The sequence below is a fragment of the Citrobacter sp. CK180 genome, assembly GCF_030333655.1.
Taxonomy (GTDB): domain Bacteria; phylum Pseudomonadota; class Gammaproteobacteria; order Enterobacterales; family Enterobacteriaceae; genus Citrobacter_B; species Citrobacter_B koseri.
The window spans coordinates 49,871-62,838 of sequence record NZ_JAOWFM010000052.1 but is presented as its reverse complement, the minus strand read 5'-3'; the positions used below and the strand labels follow the sequence as shown (position 1 = coordinate 62,838).

The 12,968-nt window shown below is 57.9% G+C and carries 8 protein-coding genes; 6 read left to right on the top strand and 2 right to left on the bottom strand.

The genetic code is table 11. The features are described 5' to 3' along the window. Positions 1-176 precede the first annotated feature (176 nt). Together sfsA and thpR are read right to left on the bottom strand one after the other, a co-directional pair. Positions 177-881, bottom strand: a complete 705-nt coding sequence (gene sfsA / locus OGV50_RS14020) for a DNA/RNA nuclease SfsA (RefSeq protein WP_012134013.1) — start codon at positions 879-881, stop codon at positions 177-179. Between the two features lie 34 nt (positions 882-915). Continuing rightward, the gene (gene thpR / locus OGV50_RS14015; RefSeq protein ID WP_115626367.1) at positions 916-1,446 is read right to left on the bottom strand and encodes an RNA 2',3'-cyclic phosphodiesterase; all 531 of its coding nucleotides are present in this window, start codon (positions 1,444-1,446) and stop codon (positions 916-918) included. 73 nt (positions 1,447-1,519) lie between these two features. Here thpR and hrpB point away from each other — a divergent pair, with 73 nt between their 5' ends. The 6 genes from hrpB to fhuB all read left to right on the top strand — a co-directional run bounded on the left by hrpB (position 1,520) and on the right by fhuB (position 12,913). Further along, entirely contained in the window at positions 1,520-3,949 is a 2,430-nt protein-coding gene (gene hrpB, locus OGV50_RS14010) for an ATP-dependent helicase HrpB (RefSeq protein WP_200091444.1), read from the top strand. Positions 3,950-4,119: 170 nt separating this feature from the next. Next, the gene (gene mrcB / locus OGV50_RS14005) at positions 4,120-6,660 is read left to right on the top strand and encodes a bifunctional glycosyl transferase/transpeptidase (RefSeq protein ID WP_012134009.1); all 2,541 of its coding nucleotides are present in this window, start codon (positions 4,120-4,122) and stop codon (positions 6,658-6,660) included. A gap of 288 nt (positions 6,661-6,948) precedes the next feature. Further along, positions 6,949-9,198 carry a ferrichrome porin FhuA gene (gene fhuA / locus OGV50_RS14000; protein WP_012134008.1) on the top strand — a complete coding sequence of 750 codons (2,250 nt, stop codon included), beginning with the start codon at positions 6,949-6,951 and terminating at the stop codon, positions 9,196-9,198. 48 nt (positions 9,199-9,246) lie between these two features. After that, on the top strand, positions 9,247-10,044 hold the full coding sequence (gene fhuC / locus OGV50_RS13995; RefSeq protein WP_012134007.1) for a Fe3+-hydroxamate ABC transporter ATP-binding protein FhuC: 798 nt from the start codon (positions 9,247-9,249) through the stop codon (positions 10,042-10,044). Continuing rightward, entirely contained in the window at positions 10,044-10,934 is an 891-nt protein-coding gene (fhuD, locus tag OGV50_RS13990) for a Fe(3+)-hydroxamate ABC transporter substrate-binding protein FhuD (RefSeq protein ID WP_024130692.1), read from the top strand. The genes fhuC and fhuD overlap by 1 nt, the downstream gene beginning before the upstream one ends. Then, positions 10,931-12,913: a Fe(3+)-hydroxamate ABC transporter permease FhuB gene (fhuB, locus tag OGV50_RS13985; protein ID WP_058668589.1), complete on the top strand. Its 1,983-nt coding sequence runs from the start codon at positions 10,931-10,933 to the stop codon at positions 12,911-12,913. Before fhuD ends, fhuB begins: the two co-directional genes overlap by 4 nt. The last annotated feature ends 55 nt before the right edge of the window (positions 12,914-12,968 follow it).

The window sequence follows — 12,968 nt, the reverse complement described above, 5'->3', positions numbered from 1 at the left end:
TTGCTTCTCCTTAACACGCACTATCGATCCCCATTGTCGGGGGAAAAATCAGGTCGCTATAAATAGCAGATGCTTTTCAGGATAGCAATTATCTAAACGTAACACTTGACAACCCTGTGAGGAAAAGCGTATTTGCGTACGCGACCAGAATACTAATTAACCGATTGTTTACGCCATTATAAAGTCATGGGTAACGGTTCTTTTAGAGTCATACCTTCGGCAGAAAGTTCGGCTTTATAAACCAGAATTTCTACCCCCTTTAGCTGTGCTTCAATCAATAGTTGCGCATATTTTGCATCGATATGCCGCGCGGGTGAAAACCGTGTAATGGCTGAATGCAGCACCGCGAATAACACCACGGCGCGATGGCCTTCAGCCGCTACGCTCATCAGTTCCCGAAGGTGTTTTTGCCCCCGTAAGGTGACTGCATCGGGAAAATAACCATACTCTTGTTCCGCTAATGTGACCGATTTCACTTCAATATAGCAGTCGGGTCGGGAATCTGCCTGTAACATGAAATCAATACGGCTGCGTTCCGCGCCGTATTTTACTTCGCTTTTTAACAGGCTGTAGCCTGAAAGTTCTGAAAGCTGCTCATTCTGAATCGCTTCCTTCGTTAATCTGTTTGCCCACAGGGTGTTAACGCAGATAAGTGCGCCTGTCCGGGTTTGCGTTAATTCCCAGGTGTGCGGATATTTGCGTTTAGTATTTTCTGATGTCGAATACCAGACGGTATCGCCCGGCGTGGCGCATCCGGTCATCGCACCGGTATTTGGGCAGTGTAACGTTAATTCCGTGCCGTCCGGCGTAATGACATCGGCTAAAAAACGTTTGTAGCGCTGAATTAAGGTGGCGCGCTGTAATGGCGGAGAGAACTGCATGTGATTTCCTTAAAGCCTGCTTTTGCAGACTATTTTATTCGGCAAGCGTCCAGCGCTGTAGTTGTGTGTAACGTGTGCGGCCGCGTTCGAACGACGAGGCATAAAGCGCAAATTCAGTGACCGGAAACGACCAGCAAAAACCCGGCGCTGGAATGGCGACCGCATGGCTGGCGTCACGCAGCAGCGTAATATGCGGATGAAAAGGCTGCGGGCTTTGATAACAACCGCTGCGCGCCGCCTGGGCGCGTAACATGTTCGCCAGTTGCAGCAGCCCGCGCGGCGGCTGTCGCATCCCCAGCCAGACGACCCGCGAACGTAGCCACTGGCCCGCGTCATCCAGCCTGAGCGTAAAGCCCGGCTGACGGATGCGTCCGGCAAGCTGTGATAACGCCTGTTGCTTGCTCGCGCTCACCTCGCCTAAAAACGCCAGCGTCAGGTGCAAATTTGCTGCGGCGACCGGCCTGCCGTCGTCCGGGGAAAAATGACCGGCGCGCCAGGCGATGATCTGCTCACGAACCTCGTCGGGCAATTCAATGGCAAAGAACAGCCTTTTCGGCTCAGACATGATGGATACTCGGTTATGAATTAACGCGATGCTACAATGCAGCGCGAAGAATGTTAACCCTCTGGAGCCATTTGTGACGTCGTTGCCCGTTGCCGCCGTACTGCCCGAATTACTTGCCGCGCTTGAAAGCGCGCCCCAGGTTTTGCTCACCGCCCCAACCGGCGCGGGGAAATCGACCTGGCTGCCGTTGCAGTTTCTGACGCATAAAGGCATTCAGGGGCGGATTATCCTGCTGGAGCCGCGCCGCCTGGCGGCACGCAATGTGGCGCAGCGGCTAGCGGAACTCCTGAACGAGAAGCCCGGCGAAACGGTCGGTTATCGGATGCGCGCGCAAAGCTGTGTTGGCCCGCAGACGCGGCTTGAAGTGGTGACGGAAGGGGTGTTGACAAGAATGATCCAGCGCGATCCCGAGCTGAACGGCGTCGGGCTGGTGATCCTCGATGAATTTCATGAGCGTAGTTTGCAGGCGGATCTGGCGCTGGCCTTGCTGCTGGACGTGCAGCAAGGGCTGCGTGACGATCTGAAACTGCTGATCATGTCTGCAACGCTGGACAACGGGAAGCTGCAACAGCGCCTTCCTGATGCGCCGCAGGTGGTGTCTGAGGGGCGTGCCTGGCCCGTTGAGCGTCGCTACCAGTCACTTCCGGCCCAACTGCGTTTTGATGAGGCGGTGGCCATCGCCACGGCAGATTTGCTGCGTCACGAAACCGGCTCTCTGCTGCTGTTTTTACCGGGCGTTGGGGAAATTCTGCGCGTACAGGAACACCTGGCCGCGCGCGTGGCGGATGATGTGCTGTTATGCCCGCTGTATGGCGCGTTGTCTCTGGAGGCGCAGCGTAAAGCGATACTGCCTGCGCCGCGCGGGATGCGCAAAGTCGTGCTGGCGACCAATATTGCCGAAACCAGTTTAACCATCGAAGGTATCCGTCTGGTGGTGGACAGCGCGCAGGAGCGCGTGGCGCGCTATGACGTGCGAACCGGCCTGACGCGGCTGATTACCCAGCGCGTCAGTCAGGCCTCCATGACGCAGCGAGCCGGACGCGCCGGGCGTCTGGAACCGGGCGTGTGTGTTCACCTGCTGGCGAAAGAGCAGGCGGAAAGGGCGGCGGCGCAAAGCGAGCCGGAGATTTTACAAAGCGATCTGTCCGGTTTATTGCTGGAGCTGCTGCAATGGGGATGCTGCGATCCCGCGCAGCTCAACTGGCTGGACCTTCCCCCGGCCGCCAACGTGCAGGCAGCCCGGCGGCTGTTGCAGATGCTGAATGCGCTGGATGGTGAGCGGTTGAGCGCGACGGGGCAGAAAATGGCGCGGCTTGGCAACGACCCTCGTCTGGCGGCGATGCTGGTCAGCGCCGGCAATGACAGTGAAAAGGCGACAGCGGCGAAACTGGCGGCGATTCTGGAGGAACCGCCGCGCGCGGGCAATACCGACCTCAGCGTGACGTTTTCGCGCCAGCAACCGGGCTGGCAGCAGCGTAGCCAGCAGCTCCTGAAACGGCTCAACGGGCGAGGCTGCGAGGTGGACAGCACGATGCTGGCGCCGCTGCTTGCGCAGGCGTTTGCCGATCGTATCGCGCGTCGACGCGGTCAGGAAGGGCGCTATCAACTGGCGAATGGCATGGGCGCGGTGCTCGACGCCGATGACGCGCTGGGTCGCCATGAGTGGCTTATCGCACCGTTGCTGTTGCAGGGGAGCGCGTCGCCGGATGCCCGTATTCTGCTGGCTTTACCGCTGGATATTGAGGCGCTTATTCAGGCATGTCCGGCGCTGTTGCAGCAGTCCGACACGGTAGAGTGGGACGACGCGCAGGGAACGTTAAAGGCGCTGCGCCGAATGCGTATCGGGCAACTGACGGTAAAAGTTCAGCCGCTGGCTAAGCCTTCGGAAGAGGAACTGCACCTGGCGATGCTCAATGGCATTCGCGATAAAGGGCTAAGTGTGCTCAACTGGACGCCGGAGGCTGAACAGTTCCGCCTGCGTCTGCTGCGCGCGGCGCAATGGTTGCCGGAGTACGACTGGCCCGCCGTTGATGACGCTTCTCTTCTGGCGACGCTGGAAAGCTGGCTGCTGCCGCACATGACGGGCGTTCATACGCTGCGCGCCCTGAAAGCCCTGAATATTACCCAGGCGTTACGCGGCCTGCTGGACTGGTCTATGCTGCAACGTCTGGATAGTGAGCTGCCCGCGCATTACACTGTGCCGACGGGAAGCCGGATAGCCATTCGTTATCACGAAGATAACCCGCCAGCGCTGGCGGTCAGAATGCAGGAGATGTTTGGCGAAGCGAATACGCCTGCTATTGCGCAGGGGCGCGTGCCGCTGGTGCTGGAGTTGCTCTCACCGGCCCAACGCCCGCTACAGATTACGCGCGATTTAAGCGCGTTCTGGCAGGGAGCGTACCGCGAGGTACAAAAAGAGATGAAAGGGCGTTATCCCAAACATGTCTGGCCGGACGATCCGGCGAATACCGCGCCAACGCGGCGCACGAAGAAGTATTCATGACTGCCGGATGGTGCTGTGCTTATCAGGCCTGCTCGCTCAAATGTAGGCCGGATAAGGCGAAGCCGCCATCCGGCATAAACATGGCAGAAAATTGAGAGATTTCTTCTTCTGTTGACTGACGGAAGAACAGAGAATCGGGCCTTTGCGCCTGTATGTTGCGGAGAAAAAGCATGGCCGGGAATGACCGCGAGCCAATTGGACGCAAAGGGAAACCACCGCGTCCGGTGAAACAAAAGGTAAGCCGTCGTCGACTCAGAGATGAAGAGTACGACGACGATTATGATGATGACTATGAGGATGAAGAACCGATGCCGCGTAACGGTAAGGGCAAAGGGCGTAAGCCTCGTGGCAAGCGTGGCTGGCTCTGGCTACTGCTAAAACTGTCGATTGTTTTTGTCGTGCTGATTGCGATTTACGGCGTCTATCTGGATCAAAAAATCCGTAGCCGTATTGATGGCAAAGTCTGGCAGCTTCCTGCGGCGGTATATGGCCGGATGGTTAACCTTGAGCCGGAAATGCCCGTCAGCAAGAATGAAATGGTGAAATTGCTGGAGGCCACCCAGTACCGTCAGGTGACGAAAATGACGCGTCCCGGCGAGTTTACCGTGCAGGCGAACAGCATCGAGATGATCCGCCGTCCGTTTGACTTCCCGGACAGCAAAGAAGGGCAGGTGCGTGCGCGTCTGACCTTTGACGGCGGCCATCTGGATACGATCGTGAATATGGATAACAACCGTCAGTTTGGTTTCTTCCGTCTCGATCCGCGCCTGATCACCATGCTCTCTTCGCCGAATGGCGAACAGCGCCTGTTCGTGCCGCGCAGCGGTTTCCCGGATCTGCTGGTGGATACGCTGCTGGCGACGGAAGACCGTCATTTCTATGAGCACGATGGCGTTAGCCTGTATTCCATCGGTCGTGCGGTGCTGGCGAACCTTACCGCCGGGCGCACGGTTCAGGGGGCGAGTACGCTGACGCAACAGCTGGTGAAAAACCTGTTCCTCACCAGCGAACGCTCCTACTGGCGTAAAGCGAACGAAGCTTACATGGCGCTGCTGATGGATGCGCGCTACAGCAAGGACAGGATCCTTGAGCTGTACATGAACGAAGTCTATCTCGGCCAGAGCGGCGATAACGAGATTCGCGGCTTCCCGCTGGCGAGCCTGTACTACTTTGGCCGTCCGGTCGAAGAGTTGAGCCTCGATCAGCAGGCGCTGCTGGTGGGGATGGTGAAAGGGGCGTCAATCTACAACCCGTGGCGTAACCCGAAACTGGCGCTGGAGCGTCGTAATCTGGTACTGCGTCTGCTGCAACAACAGCAGGTGATCGACCAGGAGCTGTACGACATGCTGAGCGCGCGTCCGCTGGGCGTGCAGCCGCGCGGCGGGGTGATCTCGCCACAGCCAGCCTTTATGCAGATGGTGCGTCAGGAGTTGCAGGCGAAGCTCGGCGACAAAGTGAAAGACCTTTCTGGCGTGAAGATCTTCACCACCTTCGATTCCGTGGCGCAGGATGCGGCTGAAAAAGCGGCCGTTGAGGGCATTCCGGCGCTGAAGAAACAGCGCAATCTGAGCGATCTGGAAACCGCGATTGTGGTGGTAGACCGCTTCAGCGGTGAGGTTCGTGCGATGGTCGGCGGGGCGGAGCCGCAGTTCGCCGGGTACAACCGTGCGATGCAGGCGCGCCGTTCTATCGGCTCTCTGGCAAAACCGGCGACCTATCTGACGGCGTTAAGCCAGCCGAAGCTGTATCGCCTGAACACCTGGATTGCCGACGCGCCGATCGCGCTTCGTCAGCCGAACGGGCAGGTCTGGTCTCCGCAGAACGATGACCGTCGTTACAGCGAAAGTGGCAAAGTGATGCTGGTGGACGCGCTGACGCGCTCCATGAACGTACCGACGGTGAATCTGGGGATGGCGCTGGGGCTTCCTGCCGTCACCGATACCTGGATGAAGCTGGGCGTGCCGAAAGATCAGCTGCATCCGGTTCCGGCCATGCTGCTGGGGGCGCTGAACCTGACGCCAATCGAAGTGGCGCAAGCGTTCCAGACCATCGCCAGCGGCGGCAACCGGGCGCCGTTGTCAGCATTGCGTTCGGTGATTGCGGAAGACGGTACGGTGCTGTATCAGAGCTTCCCGCAGGCTGAGCGCGCGGTTCCGGCGCAGGCGGCGTATATGACGTTGTGGACGATGCAGCAGGTTGTGCAGCGCGGCACCGGGCGTCAGCTGGGCGCGAAGTATCCGGGCCTGCATCTGGCGGGTAAAACCGGGACCACCAACAACAATGTCGATACCTGGTTTGCAGGGATTGATGGCAGCCAGGTGACGATTACCTGGGTGGGTCGCGATAATAACCAGCCGACGAAACTGTACGGCGCCAGCGGCGCGATGTCGATTTATCAGCGTTATCTGGCGAACCAAACGCCAACGCCGCTGACGCTGACGCCGCCGGAAGATGTGGTGGATATGGGCGTTGATTACGACGGTAATTTCGTCTGTAGCGGTGGAATGCGAGCGCTGCCGGTCTGGACGACCGACCCGGACGCGCTGTGCCAGCAGGGCGAAATGATGCAACAGCAGCAGCCGACCGGGAATCCGTTCGATCAGTCTTCTTCGCAGCAACAGCAGCCTCAACAGCAGCAACCGGCGCAGCAGGAGAAGAAAGACAGCGACGGCGTGGCGGGGTGGATCAAGGATATGTTTGGTAGTAACTAACCGTTGTGCCTGATGGCGCTGCGCTTATCAGGCCTACGGGACCAATAAACGCATTGGATCTTGTAGGCCGGATAAGGCGCGCCAGCGCCGCCATCCGGCAAATTTCCGCAGAATAACATTCCAGCCTAAATCATTAACCCTTCCTTTTCATCTGGTTATTTCTTAACCCCTTAGTTTTGATAGGGGCGCGTATTGCTTGCTATCGCGCCAACGTTTCGAATATTATGCTGCGGTCATAAGAATAATTCTCGTTTACGTTATCATTCACTTTTCATTAGAGATATACCAATGGCGCGTCTTAAAACTGCTCAGCCAAACTCTTCGCTGCGTAAAATCGCAGTCGTAGTAGCCACAGCGGTTAGCGGCATGTCTGTCTATGCACAGGCGGCGGTTGAACCGAAAGAAGAAACTATCACCGTAACCGCTGCACCTGCCCAGCAGGAAAGTGCCTGGGGGCCGGCGGCGACCATCGCGGCCAGACAATCCGCCACAGCGACCAAAACGGATACCCCCATTCAAAAGGTGCCACAGTCTATTTCTGTGGTAACTGCCGAGGAGATGGCGCTGCATCAGCCTAAATCTGTGAAAGAGGCGCTCAGCTACACTCCTGGTGTTGCCGTGGGCACCCGTGGCGCGTCTAACACTTATGATTACCTGATCATCCGCGGTTTCGCCGCTGACGGCCAAAGTCAGAACAACTATCTGAATGGCCTGAAGATGCAGGGTAACTTTTACAATGATGCGGTGATTGACCCTTATATGCTGGAGCGCGCTGAAGTCATGCGCGGCCCGGTTTCCGTTCTCTACGGAAAAAGCAACCCTGGTGGTTTGTTGAACATGGTCAGCAAGCGCCCAACCACGGAACCGCTGAAAGAAGTTCAGTTCAAGATGGGCACCGACAGCCTGTTCCAGACCGGTTTTGACTTTAGTGATGCTCTGGATGACGATGGTGTTTACTCTTATCGCTTAACCGGCCTTGCGCGTTCTGCGAATGCCCAGCAGCAAGGTGCGGAAGAACAGCGTTATGCCATTGCGCCATCTTTCAGCTGGCGTCCGAATGATAAAACCAACTTTACCTTCTTATCTTATTTCCAGAATGAACCGGAAACAGGTTATTACGGCTGGCTGCCGAAAGAAGGGACAGTGACTAAGTTACCGAACGGTAAGCGTCTCTCTACCGATTTCAACGAAGGTGCGAACAACAATACCTATTCTCGTAACGAGAAGATGGTGGGCTACAGCTTCGACCACGAATTTAACGACACCTTTACCGTGCGTCAGAACCTGCGTTACGCGCAAAATAAAGTCTCGCAGAACAGCGTGTATGGCTACGGTATGTGCTCCGATCCGCTCTATACAAAGGATCCGGCTAATAGTCCTTGCGCCAGCGTTCCTCAGTCAGATTGGGGTCATACGCTGACTCGTCAGTACGTTATCGATAATGAGAAATTGCAGAACTTCGCTGTTGATACCCAACTGCAAAGCAAGTTTGCAACGGCCGATGTGGATCACACGCTGCTGACCGGCGTTGACTTTATGCGTATGCGTAACGATATTGACTCCTGGTTTGGCTATGCTGGTTCTGTAACGCCGTCCGACATCTATAACCTTGATCGCAGTGACTTCGATTTTGGCTCACATCCTGGCCCTTCAGGCCCTTACAAAGTGCTGAACAAGCAGAAGCAAACTGGCTTGTACGTGCAGGATCAGATGCAGTGGGATAAGGTGCTGGTTACCCTGGGTGGTCGTTATGACTGGGCTGACCAGGAGTCCTTCAACCGTGTTTACGGTACTACCGATAAGCGCGATGACAAACAGTTCACCTGGCGTGGCGGTGTTAACTACCTGTTCGACAATGGCGTAACCCCGTATTTCAGCTATAGCGAGTCGTTTGAACCGGCTTCGCAGACGGGGGAAAGCGGTAATATCTTTGCTCCATCCAAAGGTAAGCAGTACGAAGCTGGTGTGAAATACGTGCCGAGCGATCGTCCGATCGTGATTACCGGTGCAGTGTATCAGCTCACCAAAACCAACAATCTGATGCCCGACCCGAATGGATCGTCCTGGTCAGTCGAAGGCGGTGAAATTCGTTCACGTGGTGTGGAAATTGAAGCGAAAGCCGCGCTGTCTGCAAGCGTCAACGTGGTTGGTTCTTATACCTATACCGATGCGGAATACACTACCGACACCAGCTACAAAGGCAACACGCCTGCTCAGGTGCCTAAACATATGGCATCATTGTGGGGTGATTACACCCTCTATGACGGCGCGCTTTCCGGGCTGACGTTGGGTACGGGTGTTCGTTATACTGGCTCCAGCTATGGCGACCCGGCAAACTCCTTCAAAGTGGGGAGCTATACGCTGGTGGATGCGTTAGTACGTTACGATCTGGCGCGCGTTGGTATGGCTGGGTCTAACGTGGCGCTGCATGTGAACAACTTGTTTGACCGTGAGTACGTCGCAAGCTGCTTTAACACCTATGGCTGCTTCTGGGGCGCGGAGCGTCAGGTCGTTGCAACCGCAACCTTCCGTTTCTAATTTCTCTTTGGGCACGGTTCGCCGTGCCCGCTTTACAAGTTGGCCGCTATGCAGGAAAACATAACCCGTCCCGACACGACTTTCGCCCTACGTAATGTCTCCTTTCGTGTGCCTGGCCGCACGCTTCTGCATCCTCTTTCGCTGACCTTTCCGGTGGGTAAAGTTACCGGGCTTATTGGTCACAACGGTTCAGGTAAATCAACCTTACTGAAAATGCTGGGGCGGCATCAACCGCCGTCGGAAGGCGACGTGTTGCTCGACGATCAGCCGTTGAACAGCTGGAACAGTAAAGCGTTTGCCCGCAAGGTCGCCTATCTGCCGCAGCAGCTTCCGCAGGCGGAAGGGATGACGGTGCGCGAGCTGGTGGCGATTGGGCGTTATCCGTGGCACGGCGCGCTGGGTCGTTTTGGCGTAACCGACAGAGAAAAAGTGGAAGAGGCGATTACGCTGGTGGGACTAAAGCCACTGGCGCACCGTCTGGTGGACAGCCTCTCCGGTGGGGAACGTCAGCGGGCGTGGATCGCCATGCTGGTGGCCCAGGATAGCCGCTGTCTGCTACTCGATGAACCCACCTCCGCGCTGGATATCGCGCATCAGGTTGATGTGCTGGCGCTGGTGCACCGCTTAAGCCAGCAGCGTGGGTTGACGGTGATTGCCGTTTTGCACGACATCAACATGGCGGCCCGCTACTGTGATTATCTGGTGGCGCTGCGCGGTGGCGAAATGATTGCCCAGGGAACGCCAGCAGAGTTGATGCGTGGTGAAACGCTGGAGCTGATTTATGGCATCCCGATGGGAATTTTGCCGCATCCGGCTGGCGCCGCACCCGTGAGTTTTGTCTATTAATGAGCGGTTTACATTCTATTACCCGACGTCGATTGTTAACGGCGATGGCGCTTTCTCCTCTGCTCTGGCAAATGGGGCAAGCCCGGGCCGCAACCGTCGATCCTCATCGTATTGTCGCCCTGGAGTGGTTGCCGGTAGAGCTGCTGTTAGCGCTCGGCATCATGCCTTACGGCGTGGCGGATATTCCCAATTATCGCCTGTGGGTTAACGAGCCGGCATTGCCGGAGTCGGTCATTGACGTTGGGCTGCGTACCGAACCTAATCTGGAACTGCTGACCGAAATGAAGCCCTCATTTATGGTCTGGTCGGCAGGCTATGGCCCTTCGCCTGAAAAGCTGGCGCGTATCGCGCCGGGGCGCGGCTTTAGCTTCAGCGACGGCAAAAAGCCGTTAGCGGTAGCGCGTCAGTCGTTAATTGAAATGGCGCAACTGCTTAATCTTGAGTCTGCGGCCAGCCGCCATCTGGCGGAATACGATAGCTTTATCGACAGCCAGAAACCGCGCTTTGCCCGGCGTGGCGACCGGCCTCTGCTGCTAATGACGTTGCTCGATCCGCGCCATATGCTGGTTTTCGGCCCGAACTGCTTATTCCAGGAGACGCTGGACGCGTTCGGCATTCGCAATGCCTGGCAGGGGGAAACCAATTTCTGGGGCAGCACTGCGGTTGGTATCGACCGGCTGGCGGCCTATAAAGACGCTGACGTCCTCTGTTTTGATCACGGCAATAACCCGGATATGGCTGCGCTGATGGCGACGCCGCTGTGGCAGGCGATGCCGTTTGTGCGCGCCGGACGTTTTCAGCGCGTGCCTGCCGTCTGGTTTTATGGCGCGACGCTGTCGAGCATGCGTTTCGTGCGCATTCTGGATAATGCGCTGGGAGGTAAAGCGTGAGTCGACGTATTGCGCTATTTCCGGCGTTGCTGCTGGCGGTGTTATTTATCGCTGCTGCCTGGCTGACCTGGTTTAACTTCTCCATCGCATTGCCGCGCAGCCAGTGGCAGCAAGCGTTCTGGTCGCCGGATATCGACAGCATTGAGCAAATGATTTTCCACTATAGCCTGCTGCCGCGCCTGGCGATCGCCTTGCTGGTCGGGGCCGGGCTTGGGCTGGTGGGCGTATTGTTCCAGCAGGTGCTGCGTAACCCGCTGGCGGAGCCAACGACGCTCGGCGTGGCGACAGGGGCGCAGCTCGGGATTACGCTAACGACGCTATGGGCGATTCCCGGCGCGATGGCCACGCAATTTGCGGCGCTGGCAGGCGCGTGCGTGGTGGGGGCGCTGGTGTTTGGCGTCGCCTGGGGAAAACGCCTGTCACCGGTTACGCTGATTCTCGCCGGTCTGGTGGTGAGCCTGTATTGCGGGGCGATTAACCAGCTGATGGTGATTTTCCACCACGACCAGTTGCAAAGCATGTTCCTGTGGAGCACCGGAACGCTGACGCAAACCGACTGGAGCGGGGTGCAGAGGCTGTGGCCGCAGCTGCTGGGCGGCGTGATGCTCACCTTGCTATTGCTGCGTCCGATGACCCTGATGGGGCTGGATGACGGCGTGGCGCGCAATCTGGGGCTGGCCTTGTCGCTGGCGCGTCTGGCGGCTTTATCGCTGGCGATCGTGCTCAGCGCGATGCTGGTTAACGCCGTTGGGATTATCGGCTTTATCGGCCTGTTCGCCCCGCTGCTGGCGAAAATGCTTGGGGCGCGTCGCTTACTGGCGCGCCTGATGCTGGCGCCGCTGATTGGCGCGCTGATCCTCTGGCTTTCCGATCAGACCATTTTGTGGCTGACCCGCGTCTGGATGGAGGTCTCCACGGGTTCCGTGACGGCGCTGATTGGCGCGCCGCTGTTGCTGTGGCTGCTGCCGCGTCTGCGCAGCATGAGCGCGCCGGCAATGAACGCCAATGACCGCGTAGCGGCGGAACGCCAGCATGTGTTGAGTTTTGCGCTGGCAGGCGGTGTCGTGCTGCTGTTAGCGGTGTTCGTGGCGCTCTCTTTTGGCCGTGACGCACACGGCTGGAACTGGGCGAGCGGCGCGCTGCTGGATGAACTGATGCCCTGGCGCTGGCCGCGTATTCTGGCGGCATTGATTGCGGGCGTGATGCTGGCGGTAGCGGGGTGCATTATTCAACGCCTGACCGGAAACCCGATGGCCAGCCCGGAAGTGCTGGGTATCAGCTCCGGCGCGGCGTTCGGCGTGGTGCTGATGCTGTTCCTGGTGCCGGGTAACGCCTTTGGCTGGTTGCTGCCTGCCGGGAGCATCGGCGCGGCGGCGACGTTGCTGATCATCATGGTCGCGGCAGGACGCGGGGGCTTTTCTCCGCACCGTATGCTGCTGGCGGGGATGGCGCTCAGTACGGCATTTACGATGTTGTTGATGATGTTACAGGCGAGCGGCGATCCGCGCATGGCGGGAGTGCTGACCTGGATCTCCGGTTCGACCTACAACGCGTCGGAAGAACAGGTGGTACGCACCGGCATTGTGATGGTGATTCTGTTGGCGATTACGCCGCTGTGTCGTCGCTGGTTAACCATTTTACCGCTGGGCGGCGAGACGGCGCGGGCGGTGGGTATCGCGTTGACGCCATCGCGTGTTGGGCTGTTGTTGCTGGCGGCCTGTCTGACGGCGACCGCGACGATGACCATTGGGCCGCTGAGCTTCGTTGGGCTGATGGCGCCGCATATCGCACGGATGCTCGGTTTTCGCCGCACGATGCCGCATATGATTATGTCGGCGCTGGCGGGGGGAATACTGCTGGTTTTCGCCGACTGGTGCGGCAGAATGGTGTTGTTCCCGTATCAGATCCCGGCGGGATTGCTCTCGACGTTTATCGGCGCGCCGTATTTTATTTATCTGTTACGCAAACAGAGCCGGTAATGGTGCTTTATCCGGCCTACGGCGCCATATGTAGGCCGGGTAAGCGTAAGCGCCA